This is a genomic window from Mariniflexile litorale (assembly GCF_031128465.2).
GTDB lineage: Bacteria > Bacteroidota > Bacteroidia > Flavobacteriales > Flavobacteriaceae > Mariniflexile > Mariniflexile litorale.
The window spans coordinates 3,996,874-4,014,346 of the sequence record NZ_CP155618.1 but is presented as its reverse complement, the minus strand read 5'-3'; the positions used below and the strand labels follow the sequence as shown (position 1 = coordinate 4,014,346).

19 protein-coding genes are annotated in these 17,473 nt (G+C 31.5%); 9 read left to right on the top strand and 10 right to left on the bottom strand.

Annotated elements, in window-relative coordinates:
• Positions 1-51 precede the first annotated feature (51 nt).
• Together QLS71_RS16980 and QLS71_RS16975 are read left to right on the top strand one after the other, a co-directional pair.
• Entirely contained in the window at positions 52-813 is a 762-nt protein-coding gene (locus QLS71_RS16980; protein ID WP_308991977.1) for an MBL fold metallo-hydrolase, read from the top strand.
• An 11-nt stretch (positions 814-824) separates the two neighbouring features.
• Positions 825-1,325 carry a hydrolase gene (locus tag QLS71_RS16975; RefSeq protein ID WP_308991976.1) on the top strand — a complete coding sequence of 167 codons (501 nt, stop codon included), beginning with the start codon at positions 825-827 and terminating at the stop codon, positions 1,323-1,325.
• Here QLS71_RS16975 and QLS71_RS16970 read toward each other — a convergent pair.
• The gene (locus QLS71_RS16970) at positions 1,318-1,692 is read right to left on the bottom strand and encodes a DNA topoisomerase IV (RefSeq protein WP_308991975.1); all 375 of its coding nucleotides are present in this window, start codon (positions 1,690-1,692) and stop codon (positions 1,318-1,320) included. The genes QLS71_RS16975 and QLS71_RS16970 overlap by 8 nt on opposite strands.
• Before the next feature lie 39 nt (positions 1,693-1,731).
• Entirely contained in the window at positions 1,732-2,127 is a 396-nt protein-coding gene (locus tag QLS71_RS16965) for a helix-turn-helix transcriptional regulator (RefSeq protein ID WP_308991974.1), read from the bottom strand.
• A gap of 289 nt (positions 2,128-2,416) precedes the next feature.
• On the opposite strand from QLS71_RS16965, the gene QLS71_RS16960 reads away from it, so the two are divergent.
• From QLS71_RS16960 to QLS71_RS16930, 7 genes are all read left to right on the top strand, one after another.
• Positions 2,417-3,574: a M14 family metallopeptidase gene (locus tag QLS71_RS16960; RefSeq protein ID WP_308991973.1), complete on the top strand. Its 1,158-nt coding sequence runs from the start codon at positions 2,417-2,419 to the stop codon at positions 3,572-3,574.
• Between the two features lie 70 nt (positions 3,575-3,644).
• A complete protein-coding gene (locus QLS71_RS16955) occupies positions 3,645-4,124 on the top strand; it encodes a winged helix-turn-helix transcriptional regulator (protein ID WP_308991972.1) in 480 nt (159 codons plus the stop codon).
• Between the two features lie 240 nt (positions 4,125-4,364).
• On the top strand, positions 4,365-5,816 hold the full coding sequence (locus tag QLS71_RS16950) for an MBOAT family O-acyltransferase (RefSeq protein WP_308991971.1): 1,452 nt from the start codon (positions 4,365-4,367) through the stop codon (positions 5,814-5,816).
• Positions 5,817-5,821: 5 nt separating this feature from the next.
• Positions 5,822-6,781 (top strand): hypothetical protein, encoded by a 960-nt coding sequence (locus QLS71_RS16945; RefSeq protein WP_308991970.1) that lies wholly within the window; start codon positions 5,822-5,824, stop codon positions 6,779-6,781.
• A 72-nt stretch (positions 6,782-6,853) separates the two neighbouring features.
• Positions 6,854-7,819 carry an ATP-grasp domain-containing protein gene (locus QLS71_RS16940; protein ID WP_308991969.1) on the top strand — a complete coding sequence of 322 codons (966 nt, stop codon included), beginning with the start codon at positions 6,854-6,856 and terminating at the stop codon, positions 7,817-7,819.
• Positions 7,803-8,489, top strand: coding sequence for an HAD family hydrolase (locus tag QLS71_RS16935; RefSeq protein ID WP_308991968.1), 687 nt, complete (start codon positions 7,803-7,805; stop codon positions 8,487-8,489). The genes QLS71_RS16940 and QLS71_RS16935 overlap by 17 nt, the downstream gene beginning before the upstream one ends.
• A gap of 4 nt (positions 8,490-8,493) precedes the next feature.
• Complete coding sequence (locus QLS71_RS16930; protein ID WP_308991967.1) at positions 8,494-9,594, top strand: GNAT family N-acetyltransferase; 1,101 nt, start codon at positions 8,494-8,496, stop codon at positions 9,592-9,594.
• Positions 9,595-9,617: 23 nt separating this feature from the next.
• On the opposite strand, the gene QLS71_RS16925 is transcribed toward QLS71_RS16930, so the two are convergent.
• From QLS71_RS16925 to QLS71_RS16890, 8 genes are all read right to left on the bottom strand, one after another.
• On the bottom strand, positions 9,618-10,241 hold the full coding sequence (locus QLS71_RS16925; protein WP_308991966.1) for a sugar transferase: 624 nt from the start codon (positions 10,239-10,241) through the stop codon (positions 9,618-9,620).
• A gap of 25 nt (positions 10,242-10,266) precedes the next feature.
• Positions 10,267-10,515 (bottom strand): acyl carrier protein, encoded by a 249-nt coding sequence (locus QLS71_RS16920; protein WP_308991965.1) that lies wholly within the window; start codon positions 10,513-10,515, stop codon positions 10,267-10,269.
• A 2-nt stretch (positions 10,516-10,517) separates the two neighbouring features.
• Positions 10,518-12,020, bottom strand: coding sequence for an AMP-binding protein (locus tag QLS71_RS16915; RefSeq protein WP_308991964.1), 1,503 nt, complete (start codon positions 12,018-12,020; stop codon positions 10,518-10,520).
• A gap of 15 nt (positions 12,021-12,035) precedes the next feature.
• Positions 12,036-13,130, bottom strand: a complete 1,095-nt coding sequence (locus QLS71_RS16910) for a GNAT family N-acetyltransferase (protein WP_308991963.1) — start codon at positions 13,128-13,130, stop codon at positions 12,036-12,038.
• 5 nt (positions 13,131-13,135) lie between these two features.
• Positions 13,136-13,375, bottom strand: a complete 240-nt coding sequence (locus QLS71_RS16905) for an acyl carrier protein (protein WP_308991962.1) — start codon at positions 13,373-13,375, stop codon at positions 13,136-13,138.
• Positions 13,368-14,858: an AMP-binding protein gene (locus QLS71_RS16900; RefSeq protein ID WP_308991961.1), complete on the bottom strand. Its 1,491-nt coding sequence runs from the start codon at positions 14,856-14,858 to the stop codon at positions 13,368-13,370. Before QLS71_RS16900 ends, QLS71_RS16905 begins: the two co-directional genes overlap by 8 nt.
• Positions 14,859-14,870: 12 nt before the next feature.
• On the bottom strand, positions 14,871-15,965 hold the full coding sequence (locus QLS71_RS16895) for a hypothetical protein (protein ID WP_308991960.1): 1,095 nt from the start codon (positions 15,963-15,965) through the stop codon (positions 14,871-14,873).
• A 189-nt stretch (positions 15,966-16,154) separates the two neighbouring features.
• The gene (locus QLS71_RS16890; RefSeq protein ID WP_308991959.1) at positions 16,155-17,309 is read right to left on the bottom strand and encodes a glycosyltransferase family 4 protein; all 1,155 of its coding nucleotides are present in this window, start codon (positions 17,307-17,309) and stop codon (positions 16,155-16,157) included.
• Between the last annotated feature and the right edge of the window lie 164 nt (positions 17,310-17,473).

Below are 17,473 nucleotides of genomic sequence, written 5' to 3'. Positions count from 1 at the left end.
AAACAAGCGATTAGGTGAAAATAAACTAAAAGAATAGTAAATATTAATTTTTTGAAAATAACATTTTTAGGTACTGGAACTTCGCAAGGTATTCCCATAATAGGAAGTACGCATCCTGTTTGTTTAAGCAATAACAAAAAGGATAAACGTTTACGTGTTTCAGTATTGGTAGAATGGGATGAGTTTACCTATGTGGTAGATTGCGGACCGGATTTTAGGTATCAAATGTTACGTGCTGGGTGTACTAAGGTAGATGGTGTTTTATACACCCACGAACATTCCGATCATACCTCGGGTTTAGACGACATTCGTCCTTTTTATTTCAAACAAGGCGATATTTCTATTTATGCACACAAACGGGTTTTGAAATCGCTAAAAATACGATTCGATTATATATTTACTACAAAAAACAAATATCCAGGAGCGCCTTCCGTTATTACCAATCGAATAAAAAACAAACCTTTTATTTTAAATAATTTAGAAGTAATTCCTGTAAATGGTAAACATGACACATTACAGGTTTTTGGTTTTAAATTTAAAGACTTTGCGTATTTAACCGATATGAAAACGGTGAAAGAAAAAGAAATTGAAAAAATAAAAAATGTAAAAGTGCTTGTAGTTAATGCTTTAAGAATAGAACCACATCAATCGCATTTTAACTTAGAAGAAGCGCTTCAATTTATTAATAAAGTAAAACCAGAAAAGGCTTACCTAACACATATTAGTCATATGTTAGGCTTTCATGATGACGTTGAAAAATTACTTCCAAAAAATGTATTTTTAGCTTACGATGGTTTACAAATAACAATTTAAAGTTTACAAAAATGAGACAGAAAATTTTTATGTATTTATTCGTTTTTTCCATATTACTGGTGTTATTTCAGTATGTGAATGCTAAACGTGTTTTTGAAGATATGGACCGTAAACTAGATGGTTACAAAATACAGTTAGAACGATGCAAAGACTCGGTAGCTGTTTTACAAGATGAAAATTTAGATTTATCGCATTTCAATTTAGAAAGAAATGAAGATGCTATGAGTTATTTTGAAAACCAAGGTTATAATGTGTCGGAGTTGGTTCTTTTAATAAAAGATGAACTTTATAAATTGAACGAAGAAAAAGGCGAGCACCCTATAATTCCGTATGCTTCTGAAGAAGGCAAGCGCATGATGATTAATACCGTTAAACTATTGAATCACAAATGGATTATAGCCGATTTCTCAGATGGACGTTATTGGGGTGAACTATTTATAACCTATGAAATAACCGAAGACAAGCAACTAAAATTTAATTTAGCAGAATCGTTTTTATACCCTTTTAATTAGCATCTATTTTATAAGCAACCCCTTTTTGTTTTTTAGTCTCACCTACATATGAATATTCATAGGTGTAAGATGAATCGGTAGTCGTTAAAATTTTCAAATGAATATCTTTTTGTTCTGCCATATTTTTAGGGTTTATGGTTTTAAAAATAACCTCACAATTATTTATCCAGCGTAATTGAGACGAATCCGTCTTGCTATTATAAACTTCAATTTGCAATGTTTCGTCGCGTTTAAATTTTGATTTAAATAACTCGCCATCGATGGTTACCTCGCTGTAATACGTACCCGTTTTATAATCGGTACAATTACGCGTGGTTTCGTAGCAGCTAAAAAAACTAAATAAAAGTAAAAGGTAGAATAATTTCATAATAAAAAATTTCATTACAAAATTACTAAACTTAACTAGTTAATTCTGGAAATTTTTAAAACTTCCGTCAGAATAAAAAATAACAATGCGTTCTATTGTTTTATCCTGTTTTATTTCCTCCCTGATTTCATGTTTTATTTCAGATGCTATTTTTTTCTCAATAACCGGAGGAGATGGTGTTGTAGTATTTAATTGAATCGTTTTAAGTGTTGAAGGAAATTCGCCTTTGCCATTTAATAACCATAGCAATTCAACTTCTGGAAATGCATGGGTTATTTTTAAAACAAACTCCAAACTTGGTTTGTTTCTACCAGATAAGATATGTGAAATACTCGAGCGTTGTACACCAATTTTTTCAGCAAAAGAAGACGCTGTTTCGCTGTAATAATCTATTACTTGCTGGAGTCTTTTAGTAAAAGCTTCGGTGTTTATCATTGTAAATGTTACAAATGTATTATTATTTACAAATGTAATAATACTTCATGGCATAGAAAGTAAAAAAACACAAAATATTTTTATAATTTAAATAAAAGCTTTATATTAAGTCATGTAAATCACTGAAAAACAGCTGTTTTAAATTGTTTTTTATGTATTATGAATTACATGTTTACAATGTTAACTAAATCAAGGCTAAACACGTATAACATTGTAAACAAAGAGGTGTAATTTTTCGTTTACATTTGTAAATTCATAATTGTTTACATTTGTATTCTAAATTTCTATAATGCAAACAGAACACATAAAATCATTGTTTTTAAAATACAAAGAACCTGATTTAAATCACCGTTATATTACTAATAAGCACTTAGCGCCTTTATTGGAAAACATGTCTTATAAACTACATGTTGAAACTATTGGAAACTCTGTTTTAAACAACCCTATCCACGGAATTAAAATTGGTTGTGGCGACAAACGCATCCTTATGTGGTCTCAAATGCATGGCAATGAATCGACCACTACTAAAGCTTTATTTGATCTCTTAAACACTCTTTTAAGCGGCGATTCTTCGGTAAATCATATTTTAAACAACTGTACTTTATATATAATTCCCATTTTAAGTCCAGATGGAGCACAAGCATATACCCGAATTAATGCAAACCAGGTAGATTTAAATAGAGATGCTCAAGAGTTAACTCAACCCGAAAGTAACGTGTTGCGTGATGCTTTTAATGCTTTTAAACCTCATTATTGCTATAACCTGCATGGACAACGCACTATTTTTAGTGTCGGAAAAACAAATAAGCCTGCAACTGTATCGTTTTTAGCACCAGCTCAAGATGAAGCCTGTACTATAACACCTAATAGAAAGGTTGCTATGGAAGTTATCGGGGTTATGAATAAGGTTTTACAAGAGGTTATTCCTAATCAAGTAGGAGTGTATGATGATGCGTTTAATATAAACTGTGTTGGAGATACGTTTCAAAGTGAAAACACCCCAACTATTTTGTTTGAAGCAGGGCATTATCATAACGATTATGGGAGAGAAGAGACCAGAAGGTTTATTTATATGGCTTATATCGCTTCTTTAGATTATATTTCAAAAAATGACGTGTCTGGAGTTAATTATGAATCTTATCTTAAAATTCCGGAAAATGAGAAATGTTTTTTAGATATTATTATAAAAAATGCCAAAATAATTAGGGGTGAAAATGAAATTATAACAGACATTGGCATTCAATACCAAGAAAAATTAATAGATAAAAAGGTTCATTTTATACCTAAAGTAGAAAGGATAGAAAATTTAGATACTTTTTATGCTCATAAAATAATTCAAGCAAATAAACGGACTGTTTTTAATTTAAAAGGTGAATTATTGGAAGTTGATAACGAAATCGATTTCGTAATGATAGATAATGAGAAAATATCATTATTAGTGAAATAAAGTGTGCAGATTATGTATAATTATTAGTGAAAATGTATTAATTTTGATTAATATTTAAGAATAATTAATTATGGGGAAAATTAAATTAGACGATATAGATCATCAAATTCTAGACATGTTAATAGATAACACTAGAATTCCGTTTACAGATATCGCAAAAAAATTACTAATATCGGCAGGTACCGTTCATGTACGTGTTAAAAAAATGGAAGAGCAGGGGATTATAAAAGGCTCTTCATTGATGTTAGATTACAAAAAACTAGGCTATTCATTTATCGCATATGTGGGCCTATATTTAAATAATACATCACAAACAAAGTTTGTACTTGAACGTATTAATGAAATTGCTTTTGTAACAGTAGCACATATAACCACAGGGAAGTTTAATATTTTCTGTAAAATTAGAGCACGAAGTACCGAACATGCTAAGGAAATTATATTTAAGCTAGATGAAATAGAAGGGGTTTATAGAACCGAAACTATGATTTCTTTAGAAGAAAGCATCAATGATAAAAAACGATTAATGCACTCTATTTTTAATGATATGTAGTTAAATACAAAATGTTATAAAAAAGCCAGTTTCCTATGAAGCTGGCTTTTTTATGACATTTATATAAAAACGATATAACAATACAAATGATGAAGTAACTTTAGAATTAAAAAGAATTTTTTTGCAAAATATGTAGGTTAAAGATTTAATCAGCCTTTTAAAGGGTATTTTTGTTGAGTTTTTATTAAAGCGAGATGTTTGTGAAAATATACCTCTCTAATTCTATTATTATATTTTTTTATGCTATTTAATTCTTTAGAATTTTTTATATTTCTTCCTATTGTTTTCTCTCTCTATTGGTTTGTTTTTAAAAAACACTTAAAAGCTCAAAATGTTTTAATTTTGGTAGCTAGTTATGTGTTCTATGGATTATGGGATTGGCGTTTTCTCTCTTTAATTTTACTAAGCACCATCGTCGATTACTTTGTAGCCCTAAAAATTGATGGTTTAGAAGAAAAAACCAAACGCAAATCCTGGCTTTGGGTAAGTGTGGTTTTTAATTTAAGCTTATTAGGGTTTTTTAAATACTATAATTTTTTTGTAGACTCATGGGTAGATATGGTGGCATTATCGGGTTACCACGTTCAAAGTACTTGGACGCTTCAAGTTATTTTACCAGTAGGGATATCGTTTTACACGTTTCAAACCATGTCTTATTCTTTTGATGTTTATTACAAAAAGCTAAAACCTACAAACGATTTTCTATCCTTCGCTGCCTTTGTTAGTTTTTTTCCACAGTTAGTAGCAGGACCTATTGAAAGAGCTTCTAACTTACTATCTCAAATATTACATACACGGCGTTTTAATTACGATCAAATTGTAAGTGGTTTAAAGCTTATACTTTGGGGTTTATTTAAAAAAGTGGTTATTGCAGATGCATTAGCTCCTATGGTTGATGATATTTTCACAAACTATTCCCAGTATCCAGCTTCTACACTTATTTTAGGAGTGGTGATGTTTAGTTTTCAAGTGTATGGTGATTTTAGTGGCTATTCGGACATTGCCATTGGTACCGCTAAGCTTTTTGGAATCGAACTGATGTCTAACTTTAAATTTCCTCATTTTTCTAGAAATGTCGCCGAATATTGGCAACGCTGGCATGTCTCGTTATCTACATGGTTTAGGCATTATTTGTATATTCCATTAGGAGGGTCCCAGGTGAGTAAGTTAAAAGCTGTTAGGAATATCTGTATTGTATTTTTAGTGAGTGGGTTTTGGCATGGTGCCAATTGGACCTTTATTTTTTGGGGGGCTTTTCATGCTTTGGTGTTTATACCTGTATTTTTGATGGGTAGAAATGCAATTTATAAAGATACCGTAGTAGGGGAGCACACGGTCTTCCCGAGTTTAACAGAAGTGGGGCAGGTGTTGTTAACGTTTTCAATTGTTAGCTTTTCCAGAATATTTTTTAGATCGGAGTCTATAACGGATGCTTTTGGTTTTATAGATAGAATCTTTTCCCATTTTTCGTATGAAGCTTATAGCCATCCTATGGGGTATCGGATGCTTGATTACTATATATTAATGATATTATTTGTAGTTTACGAGTATATTATCCGTAAAGATGAACGTGCACCCTTTAAGTTTAAGTCTCAAGTGCTTCGTTTTGTTATGTATACCGTTGTTATCTTGGTGATGTTATTGTTTTATGATAATCATGTGGATCGCTCCTTTATTTATTTTCAATTTTAAAGCAGATGAAGAAATTAGTTTTAAAGATCTTACTATATAGCGTACTTCTTGTAATAAGTTTGGAGGTTTTAGTGCGTGTTTTTCACCTTACTAAAGATTACCCGGTTCGTTATGTAGATACTTACGGTGTAGAAAAGTGGATGCCCAACCAAAGCGGTTTCTCAGTAACAGGTAACAGGCGTCAAAATTTTTCGGAGTATCACATTAATACCTCGGGCTATAATTCATATCGTGAATTTAATCCTACCCAAGATAAGGTTGAACTCGCTTTGGTGGGGGATTCGTTTATAGAAGGTTTTCATCAAAATTATTATAATTCTATAGGTGCTAAAATTGAAAACCAATTAAAAGGCATCGAAGTGTATGAGTATGGCTATGCTGGCTATGATTTGGCTGATCAGCTGCATTTAATAAAGCAATACAAAGCGCAGTTTGATTTCATTGATTATGTTTTTTTAGGTATTAAATTTGAAAATGATTTAACTCGTGGAGAATATCACGTAGTGCAAGACCGGATGATTTTTGAATCTCCAGCTTATAAAGCGCTAAGACAAATAAAATTAGTAGTTTATTTACAACATATAGGTTTTTTTGATGTTCCTAGAGCGTTTGCCCAAAACCTATTTTCTGAAGAACAACAGAGTGTTTCATTGATTCACCCAGATAAAGAAAAAAAACGCTATAATGAATTAGAAACTGAATATATAGCAAATTTTGAAAGTTTAGTTACAAACTATGGCTATGACAAAAACAGATTTGTTTTGCTTTTAGACGCATCTATTACCCCTCCGACATTTCTAAACTATTTAGATATCCATAAGTTTAAATTTATTGATTTTGGCGAGGCATTTAAAAAATCTAAAACACCTACTACATTAATTTATGATAAGCACTGGAATAATAATGCCCGGAATATCATATCAAAATTAATTTCAAACTATATAATTAAGCATGAACAACTTTAAATGGCCGTATGATTTTTTTACATTTAATTTCTTTGCGTATGTTTGTCTCAGGTTTCTAAAAACAACATAGTAATGAATATATTAATTACATCAGCAGGAAGACGTGTTTCTCTAGTAAAAGCTTTTCAAAAAGAACTAAAAACACTCATACCCGAGGGGAAGGTTATGACTACCGATTTTAATATTAGTTTATCATCTGCATGCCGTGTGTCCGATGGTGCTTTTCAGCTTCCTTTGGTTACAGATTCTGATTATTTAAATTTGCTTATAAATGTATGCCTTCAGAATAACATCAAACTCATTATTCCTACTATTGATACTGAATTACTTTTGCTAGCACAAAATAAACAGCTTTTAATAAAAAACGGTATCACTCCCATAGTAGCGTCTCATGATTTTATAAATATTTGTAGAGACAAACGCCAAATGAGTTCCTTTTTTATTGAAAATAATATTAAAGTAGCCAAAGAGTATTCTAAATACGATTATAAATTACCCTTATTTATAAAACCTTTTAATGGGAGTAGAAGTGTGGATACTTTTATTATTAATAGTCATGAAGATTTAACAGAATATCATTTTAAAAATGAAAACTTGATGTTTTTAGAATATTTAGATCATTCTAAGTACGAAGAGTTTACTTGTGATTTGTATTATGATAAAAATCATTATTTAAAATCGGTGGTGCCAAGACAACGTATTGAGGTACGGGATGGCGAAGTAAATAAAGGTATTACTAAAAGAAATGTTTTGGTAGATTATATCAAAGAGCATTTAAGTTATATTGACGGCGCCATAGGTTGCCTTACCGCTCAATTTTTTAAACATTTGAGTAAAGATAAAATATATGGTATTGAAATTAATGCGCGATTTGGAGGCGGGTTCCCTTTGGCATATGCCGCAGGTGCCAATTACCCCAAATGGATTATAGAGGAATATCTTTTTAATAAAGACATTGCTTTCTATGATGCTTGGGAAGACAATTTGTTAATGCTTAGGTATGATAACGAAGTATTAGTTCATGATTATAAAGAATAATTTAGTAGTTGTATTCGATTTAGATGACACTTTGTATCATGAGATCGATTTTTTAAAATCGGCTTATAAAGAAATAGCGCAATACTTAGCCAGTACATGCAACAGCTTATATCCTCTCATTTATTCAGATATGGTTTGTTTGTATGATAAGGGTTTAAATGTTTTTGAAGGGATTCTTGAAATGCATCGTATTAAAGATGTAGAAATTAAAGGTTTGCTGAATATTTATAGGCAGCACAAACCAGATATTTCATTATCGAATAGCATCCAAAAATTGTTAGAAAATTTAAAAAGAGACGTATTTAAAATGGGATTAATAACCGACGGGCGTAGTATACAGCAACGAAACAAGATTAGCGCATTGGGGCTTTCTTCTTATTTTGATGCCGTTATTATATCTGAAGAATTTGGTTCTGAAAAACCCCATATTAATAATTTTAAGTATTTTGTAGATGCCTACGGTACTTCTAAACAGTATATATATGTGGGTGATAATACCCGTAAGGATTTTATTGCTCCGAATAAGTTGGGTTGGCATACTGTATGCCTTTTAGATAATGGTAAAAATATCCATAAACAATCGTTTTCTAAAAAGGACACTTTTGAAGCACCGCATTATATTATTAAAGATTTAGTTGAAATAGAGGGATTAATTAAGCAACTAATTTAAATACATGGAGTTAAAAGTACATAGAATAGTAAATGACGAGGATTTAAATTTATATCTTAAGTATGTAGAGTCTTTTGATGTTATCAATCCTTTTTATAAAATTTGGTTCTCCAATGTTTCAGAGGGGAGTAGTGATCTCTTAAAATATTTCACACTAGTTGACGCTACTGGTAAGGTTTTAATATTAATGCCTATTATCTTTAGAAAAATTCCTTTCTCAAAAAATAATCAAACCTATTATGATGTGATTTCACCCTATGGGTATAGTGGTCCCCTTTTTAATGAAAACATGTCTCGCGGCTATCTTATTAAATTCTGGGAACTTGTGGATGCTTGGTATAAAGAGCATGATGTGGTCTCTGAATTTATACGTTTTAGTCTGAATCATAATTTTCATTTTTATTCTGGGAAGTTAGTACCCACGTTAACTAACGTGAATGGCGCGATTAAAGAAGCGGATATTCAGTGGCAGAATTTTAAACAAAAAGTTAGAAATAATTACCGAAAGAGTGCCAAAGAAAATTTGAAGATACAATTTCTATATCAGGACTTATCTCGTTCTGATATTAAGCAATTTTATGATATTTACAACCAAACGATGTCTCGTATAGGTGCGGATCAAGAGTACCATTATTCTATGGCATATTTTGAAAATATTATAAAGTTAAGTGGTAATAATTTTATGATTGCCATTGTTTTTAAAGATGGTGTAGCCATCTCAACGGAGTTGATATTGATTTCAGGAAAAACGCTTTATTCGTTTCTAGGTGGTACATTATCAGAATACTTCAACATGCGACCTAATGATTTCTTAAAAATAGAAGTTTTAAAATGGGCTAGAGCCCATCATTATGAATACTATTTGCTAGGAGGTGGTAGAAGCGACGGGGATAGTCTTTACCAATATAAAAAATCGTTCTTTCCCGATGATAAAGATTTAATTTTTTATACGGGCAGGAAGATTATTAATAAAAAAATGTACAAGATATTAGAAGGTTTGCTTAATAGTAATGTTGTTACGGAAGAGGGCATATCTGTAGAAGCCAAGAAAGAAAGTAGAATTAGTTTTTTTCCATCTTACAGAAAATATGCGTTTAACAAATAAAGCGTATCATTTAATTTGTAATCCTAGCTTTTTTTATTTGACCTTAGTACATCCAGGTAGGTTTCTACTTTAGTGGTGTCTACAGAAACGTCTTTGGAAGCCACTACTTTGTAGATGGTTTTTAGTAGGATGTTTAGATCTAATTTTAAAGAAGCGTTTTCAACATATTCTACATCGTATTTAAGTTTTGTATCCCAATCTATAAAATTTCTACCATTCACTTGGGCTAATCCGGTAATACCAGGTCGCATTGTATGTCTTTTCTTTTCGATGGGTGTGTAGTAAGGTAAATATTGCACTAATAAGGGGCGCGGGCCTACTATAGACATGTCTCCTTTTAAAACATTTAGAAGTTGGGGTACTTCATCTATGGATGTTTTTCTTACTAGCTGGCCTATTTTTGTTAAACGCTCCGTATCGGGTAATAGTTTACCATGGGCATCCGTTTTATCATTCATGGTTTTAAACTTGATGATGTTAAAAATCTTTTCATTTTTACCAGGACGTCTTTGATAAAAAAAAGGTTTACCATCATTTAAAAAGTATAGTAATATAGTGGTTGCAATAAGTATGGGAGCTAGCAGTGTTAATATGGTGAATGCTAATATAAAATCTAATACGGGTTTTAATGTGTTTTTGTAATTCATAATTATATGTGATAGCCTGGTGAGACTATTTGTTGTCTGTTTTTGATTGTATTGCCTTTATTAAGTCTCCTATATTTTCTAAACTCATTAAATCCATAAGTTCAAATTTTATTTCAAATTTAGTTTCAATCTCATTAATAATCATCATGTGGGTTACAGATTCCCAACCATCTACATCCTCAGCTGTTGTTTGATCGGTTAGTTGAAAGTTTTCATGTTCTAAAACAGAACTAAAAGCTTTTCTTATTTTTATTAAAATGTCTTCTTTATTCATGATTATTTAAAATTAAATTGTTGTCGTAGTTCTTTTCTATCTATTTTTCCATTTATGCTATGCGGAAACTCTTTTAGAAATAGTTGGTGCATAGGAATCATATAACTAGGTAGTTTCGTTTTTAAGTAATCAAAAATAGCATCGGTTTCAAAAGGTTCAGATTCTATAGCTAAGCCTAATTCAGCGTTACCTAAGTTATTTTCAAGATCTATCGCCACCATATTAACCTTTTTAGTCGATATGGTTTTGGCATGAAATTCAATTTCTGATAGTTCTACTCTATAGCCTCTTATTTTAACCTGAAAATCAGCCCTACCTACATATAGGTAATCTCCAACGGCGTCTTTGAAACACAGGTCGCCCGTTTTGTAATATCGAATAGATGTACCCTTTTCATTTCTAAAAAAAAAGCGTTCTTTATTTCGCTCTTCATCTTTCCAGTATCCCTTTGTTATTTGCGGACCTGCTAAACACAATTCCCCTATTTCATTTACTTTCGTTTCATTATTATTTTCATCCACCACCAGGTATAGAGTATCTAACTGCGGCGTTCCTATGGCCACGATACCATTATGTGCTTTTGTGTGGGTTTCTTTATTATAAGGATAAAACCCACTATATACTGTAAATTCAGTAGGCCCGTAATAATTGAATATTTTACAATTCGGTAAGCAATTGCTCCATTCTACTGCTATATCGCTATAGAGAGCGCCACCACCAAAACTACAATACCTTACATGTGGCTCATTAATTTCTTTAAAATAGGGGCGTAGGTAGTTTATTATGGAAGGTACCATTGTTAATACCGTGAGCTTTTGTTCTTTAATAAGTTTGAAAATATAAAAATATTTGATGGCTGCTTTTGGGATGGTAAAGATGCAAGCTCCTGCTAATATAGGGAATAAGTAGGTTACCACTGAAAAATCAAAGGTTAATTCAAACATTTGTAAACAACGGTCTTGTGTTGTTAATTGAAACTCAGGTTCTGCATCTACAGCTTTTACTAAGGCATTTACATTATCAAATGTAATAGGTACCCCTTTAGGAAGCCCCGTAGAGCCAGACGTAAATAAAATGTAGGCGATACCATCTCCTGATGTTTTTACAGGCTCTAAATCTATAACTTGAGACCCGTTTGCTGGTGTTGATTTTATGATGTGATAATTGTTTGAGAACGCCGAAGTTTCTAAAGAATCTATCACATAATTGATTTCAGTAAGGGTTAATATTTGAATATTTCTATCTATAGGCACGTCGGGGTTTACAGGTACATAGGCTTTACCTTCTAACCAAAGCGCTATAATGCTGGCATAAGTTTCTAGATCGTCATGGGTTACTAAACCTATTAGTTTTTCGGTTTCCTTAACGTTGTTTCTTATGTGCCCTCTTATTTTTGAAATGCATATAATAAATTCTTTATAAGTATAAAATGTTTTATTTATGCAGAAGGCATTTTTATCTTGATTTTGCTGAATTGCATCTGAAATGCTTTTAATAAACTCCATATCTTAGATAATTAACTAGTAAAAATGACCATCTCTATCTGTTAGGTCTTGCATTTCAAAACTTAAATTTACATCCTTGTGAGCCAGGGCTTTTTTGTTTGCTGTATGTGTAAAAATAGTAGCAAATTTTTGTTTTATTGTAGTGGCTAATTTAACGTCGTCGGTAAAAATATATTTTTTTTTGAGAGTTATAAAATGCTCCATTAAAACATCTACACACAGCTTATAGTTTGTCGCTTCTTTTACTAAAAAATATTTAACATTTAATTCATTATAGTTAACAATAAAAGATATAAAACCAATTATTTCATTTTCTTTTAAAACCTTTAGGTTATGTATGGCAATGTTGCTTGAAAGTCCTGTTTCTAAAGATGTATAGCTGTTTTTATTGCTTATAGGTGTTTGTAGGTATTGCAGTTTATTTATTTGCCAACTTACATATTCTTTTGTTTTGTATACCAAATCGTTTTTGCATAATGGCTCTATAAATTCCCAAGCTTGATTGTCTAATGAGTTTAAATATTCATACTTTACATTTTTGGTGCTCTGTTTTATTTTTGAAGTATTGTATAAGTATAGTGCTTTTGTAATGAGATAATCAAAACCGATTAATACGAATTTAAAAGGTTTAAGGAATTTAAATTTAGCTAGTAATATGCTAGGATCTAAACTAAAAAAAATAGTAAATCTAACTCTAGAGCCTATGGTTTTAAAAGGCATTTTTTTGTAAAAACTGGTAGCCTCTTCTGCATACGATTTTACAATCACTTGATTTTTTACAATCCTTAAAGCTTCACTGTAGATATAGGTAGATAACACATTGCCATTGTATTTTTCAGACACCCACCAATACATCATCCAATATAGTTTTTTTTCACCATCATTTGGAGTTCTAATTAAGTCTGGTATCATGTAAATAAGGCCTATGATTTCCTGATCTTCTTCCGCAATAACACCGCAAAAATCATCTTCACTCATTCGATCATTGCTAAGTAACCATGATATTTTACATTTGGGAAACGCCGTCGTTTTGTTATTCCAATTTTGGTTGTTATCTAGATAATCACGCAAAACTTTTTTAGAAAGGTGCTTTATTTTTATGTCTCCCATAAGGCCTACTGTGTTTTTAAGGCTATAATTCGTACTAAATCACCAACATTTTTCATGCTCCATAACTCATCCAATTCGAATTCTATATCAAATTCTGTTTCTACCTCGGTAATAATCATCATGTGTGTAGATGACTCCCAACCATTCACATCTTTTGTAGTTGTAGATTCTGTAAGGTTAAAGTCGCTATGTTCCAATACATTGGAGAAAATAACTTTAATTTTATCTAGTATAGTACTATCCATATTTTTCTTCGACTAATTTTATAATTTCCTTTCTATTCGTTTTTCCGTTTGCATTTAGAGGCCATGTTTTAAAAAACATTGTTTTTGTAGGAATCATGTAACTCGGTAACTTGGTTTTTAAGGATTCTATATCCTGTTTTGTATCAAATTCAGAACTTTCTATTGCTAATGCTATTTCCGAATTATTAATCTTGTTTTTAAAAACAACGGCCACTAGATTAACATCAACGATTGTTTTTTTTATATGATACTCAATTTCAGAGAGTTCAACTCTAAATCCTTGTATTTTAGCTTGAAAATCGATTCTTCCTAAGTATAAAATATCGCCTTCTGCATCTTTTTTACATAGATCGCCGGTTTTATAAAAGCGTGTTTGTTTATTATTTTCTTTTAAATAAAAAAAGGCTTTATTATTTATGGCTTCGTTGTTTAAATACCCGATGGTTAATTGTGGACCACTAAGGCATAGTTCACCAGGTTCATTGGTATGTATGGGGATGTTATTTTCGTCGACTATTATAGTCTTGGTATGAAGCATTTCTTTGCCTACCGATAAGATGCCATTATGAGATTTACTATTTGTATGGTATACATAATTTGTACAATAGATGGTGCATTCAGTAGGGCCGTAAACGTTAGCAATTAGAGCATTTGGAACGCAGCTGCTCCAAGCTTTAGTAATATCCTCGTGTAAGGCTTCACCGCAAAACATGCTTATCCTGATGCTGGTGTTATTTATTTTTTTGAAAAAAGGGCGTAAAGAATGGAGTATGGAAGGTACCATTAAGGTGAAGGTCAAATCATAATTTGAAATGAGTCTTAAAACTTCTAGGTATTTTATATTCGAGTTGGATGTTGTATAGATGCAAGCACCACTTATTAGCGGCGCCATAAACGACACTACCGAAAGATCGAAAGTGAGATCAAACATTTGCAGGCATTTGTCAGTATGCGTGATGGGGTACTTTAAATCTTGAAAGGCATCAATAAAATAATTGAGATTGTTTTGAGTTATTTGCACGCCTTTAGGGGTGCCTGTAGTACCTGATGTAAAAAATATATAGGCTAAATTTGCTTCATTATAATTATTTAAAATAGGTTTTGCTGTTGTATCTACAATCTTATTCGGATTTATAATGTCATATTCAATATATTGTGAAGACGTTGAAGAATCGATTATGGTTTGAACATGAGCTTGCTTAATGACTTCTAGATTTCTACTTTTTGGAGTATCAGGGTTTAAAGGAATATAGGCTTTGCCTTCTAACCAAATGGCTATAATGGCCGCATATGTTTCTAAATCGTTGTTTGTAATTAAGCCAATATGTTTGTTATTTGAAGCTGTGTTTTTTTGTAAAGCACTTTGTATTTTAGAAATACTATTTGAAAACGTTTCGTATGTAAAGTATTCATCATTAATACAAAAAGCATTCTTTGTATGGTGTGTTTGGAGAGTGTTTAAAATGTTTTGTATTATATTCATCCCTAATTAAAATTAATGAAACCTACCGTCTCTGTCCGTTAAAATAATCTCATTAAAAGCGACATCCGCTCCTTTATGGACTCTGGACTTTTTCTCTTTTTTATAAGTAAATAATGCTGTGTATTTTTTATTTATTTCGTTGCTTAACTTGGTGTCATCAGTTATGATATAGGTTGCTTTCGCTTTTAAGCAATGCTCCATGAGGGCATCCATGCATATTTCATAATGCGCATCGTCTTTTGGTAAAAAATATTTTACATTAAATTCAATCATATTAAATAAATAAGATATGAATCCTATAATTTCTCCATTTTTAATTATCTTAAATGAATGGTTGTGAATATTATTACTAAACCCTGTAGTAGAGAATACAGACTTAAATCGTTTGTTAATGGGCGTTTGTGTGTATTGGGAATTATCAATATACCAATTTATGTTTTCTTGAGTCTTATATGTAAAATCATTTTTACACCTAGGTTCTATAAAATTCCAAGCCTCCGGATCCAATTCATTTAAATATTCATACTGAACAGCTACTAAGGATTTTTGTGTTTTTTTATAGTTTCTACTATTCAACACTCTTACAAAAGTGCTATTTGCAATAGTTATCAAAAATTTAAAATATTTTAAAAAAGGAAATCTATTTATTAATACGGTACTTTCTAATAAAAAGAATATGGTATGCCTTGTTTTGGTATGTATGGTATTAAACTGACTGTTAAAAAAAGAATCTGAATTTTCTGCATTGGATTCTATTAAAATGTTTTTACTTAATTTTTTAGCAGCTTGATTAAAGAGGTAGGAGGGCACAATACTGCCTTGGAATTTATGATCTACCCACCACTCATGCATCCAATACATTTTTTTTAAACCAGCATTTACTACGTGTATAGTATCAGGTATGGTAAGTAGGTAGGAAATAATAACATTGTTTTCTAGGCAAATAATAGCAACATATGCATCATCCTCAATTGTATTGTTTTTTATTAACCATAAGGCTTTACTTTTTGGCATTAGTATTCTTTCATCTTGCCAATAGGTATTGTTGTGAATCGCCTCTACCAAATCAGTTTTTGATAGTGCTACTACTTTTAAATTCGGATTCATGTATTATAGTCTTTTTATCTCATACTAGTCAAAATAGTACTCAAATATATAACTATATTTATATTTTGCACTTTCAAAATAATTAAATCTGTTGATATTGAAGGTTTTTACGATGTATGATTTAGTGGTACCCCAAAAAAACATAGTTGGGCATTCATAGTAGGTGAGGGGCTGCTTAAAAAACCTATCCTAATGGAGGTTTAAGAGGTTTTTATATTCTTCCAACAGCGCGTTCCAAACAAATTGCTGCTCAAATTTTGAGATGATAATGTTTTGTGATGTTTCTCCCATTTTAGCATGAGCTTCAGTACTTAAATGATACATTTTTTCCATAGCTTTATAGAGCGCCTCTGTATTTTTAACAGGTATGATTAAGCCGTTTTCGGGTTCGGAAATGATTTCGTTAGACCCATTAATGTTGGTTACTATACAAGGGAGTTTAAGTGCACAAGCTTGTAATACCACGTTTGGGAATCCTTCGCGGTAACTGGGGAAGGTGAGGCAATTTGCTATAGCAAAATAGGGTCTTACATCGCTCACCCATCCTGTGGTTATTATATTTTCATTAAGCTTAATCTGTTTTTTGGTTTCTGGTTCTAAGGGGTCTAAGGCTTCTTCAAAACTACCTATTAGTAATAACTTTGTTTTTTTTAAGTTACTGTTAATTAGATTAAAAGCAGCTACTAGTTCATTCATTCCTTTATCTCCAACTAATCTTCCTGCAAATGTAAAAACATAGTCGTCTTTATGTATTTTTAAGTCTTCTCTTAGTTTTAACTTAAAGCTTTCATTAAAAATATTAGAATTGTAATATGCGAGGTCTACACCATTTATATTTCCATTCGCAATAACGTGAAGCGGTTTTGAAGTTATATTATGGCTTATTAAATCATTTTTTACCCCATTACCCTCTGGTATTATTTTAGTGGCGCATAGGCATAAGGTTTTATCCATTGCTATTAATAACTTTTTTAAAAAACCATTTTTACTAGGGAATATCAACCCTGTAAAAGTGTGTATACGTACAGGTACTTTAGCAAAATAAGCAGCTACCATACTTAAAAGACCCGCTTTGGGTGTCATGGAATGTACAATATCGGGAGATTCTTTTTTAAAGAATTTATATAATGAATACAAAGACTTTACATCGTTTAGTATAGAAATAGGTCTACTAATTTCAATGGCTTGGGTTCTAACGCCTTCCGTTTTAAAAACAAGATCCAGTCGCTCTCCTGCGGAAGACACTGCTATAACTTCAAAGGTTTCAGAAAGAAATTTTAATTGGCCTTGAGTTAAACCAAATGACACGTCTGCAGTGACTACACGAATTAGTTTTTTTTTCATTCTATATAAACAAAAAGTTTGATACTGGATTATTTTAACAAATATAGGAAAGTATATGGAATGTGGGGAGGTGTGGAGTTGTTTAGTTGTTGGGTGTGGAGGTGTTATGGGCCGATTGTTTGGACTTGAAAAAGAAGTCTTATAATGGCGGGGGTGTGGAATAG

What these genes read in the sequence shown, in the direction of transcription:
- QLS71_RS16895 (WP_308991960.1), bottom strand. Translation starts at nt 15,965, where the DNA reads ATGAATCCGAATTTAAAAGTAGTAGCACTATCAAAAACTGATTTGGTA.
- QLS71_RS16960 (WP_308991973.1), top strand. Translation starts at nt 2,417, where the DNA reads ATGCAAACAGAACACATAAAATCATTGTTTTTAAAATACAAAGAACCT.
- QLS71_RS16915 (WP_308991964.1), bottom strand. Translation starts at nt 12,020, where the DNA reads ATGGAGTTTATTAAAAGCATTTCAGATGCAATTCAGCAAAATCAAGAT.
- QLS71_RS16925 (WP_308991966.1), bottom strand. Translation starts at nt 10,241, where the DNA reads ATGAATTACAAAAACACATTAAAACCCGTATTAGATTTTATATTAGCA.
- QLS71_RS16900 (WP_308991961.1), bottom strand. Translation starts at nt 14,858, where the DNA reads ATGAATATAATACAAAACATTTTAAACACTCTCCAAACACACCATACA.
- QLS71_RS16905 (WP_308991962.1), bottom strand. Translation starts at nt 13,375, where the DNA reads ATGGATAGTACTATACTAGATAAAATTAAAGTTATTTTCTCCAATGTA.
- QLS71_RS16955 (WP_308991972.1), top strand. Translation starts at nt 3,645, where the DNA reads ATGGGGAAAATTAAATTAGACGATATAGATCATCAAATTCTAGACATG.
- QLS71_RS16910 (WP_308991963.1), bottom strand. Translation starts at nt 13,130, where the DNA reads ATGGGAGACATAAAAATAAAGCACCTTTCTAAAAAAGTTTTGCGTGAT.
- QLS71_RS16930 (WP_308991967.1), top strand. Translation starts at nt 8,494, where the DNA reads ATGGAGTTAAAAGTACATAGAATAGTAAATGACGAGGATTTAAATTTA.
- QLS71_RS16965 (WP_308991974.1), bottom strand. Translation starts at nt 2,127, where the DNA reads ATGATAAACACCGAAGCTTTTACTAAAAGACTCCAGCAAGTAATAGAT.
- QLS71_RS16970 (WP_308991975.1), bottom strand. Translation starts at nt 1,692, where the DNA reads ATGAAATTATTCTACCTTTTACTTTTATTTAGTTTTTTTAGCTGCTAC.
- QLS71_RS16950 (WP_308991971.1), top strand. Translation starts at nt 4,365, where the DNA reads ATGCTATTTAATTCTTTAGAATTTTTTATATTTCTTCCTATTGTTTTC.
- QLS71_RS16975 (WP_308991976.1), top strand. Translation starts at nt 825, where the DNA reads ATGAGACAGAAAATTTTTATGTATTTATTCGTTTTTTCCATATTACTG.
- QLS71_RS16940 (WP_308991969.1), top strand. Translation starts at nt 6,854, where the DNA reads ATGAATATATTAATTACATCAGCAGGAAGACGTGTTTCTCTAGTAAAA.
- QLS71_RS16890 (WP_308991959.1), bottom strand. Translation starts at nt 17,309, where the DNA reads ATGAAAAAAAAACTAATTCGTGTAGTCACTGCAGACGTGTCATTTGGT.
- QLS71_RS16945 (WP_308991970.1), top strand. Translation starts at nt 5,822, where the DNA reads ATGAAGAAATTAGTTTTAAAGATCTTACTATATAGCGTACTTCTTGTA.
- QLS71_RS16935 (WP_308991968.1), top strand. Translation starts at nt 7,803, where the DNA reads ATGATTATAAAGAATAATTTAGTAGTTGTATTCGATTTAGATGACACT.
- QLS71_RS16920 (WP_308991965.1), bottom strand. Translation starts at nt 10,515, where the DNA reads ATGAATAAAGAAGACATTTTAATAAAAATAAGAAAAGCTTTTAGTTCT.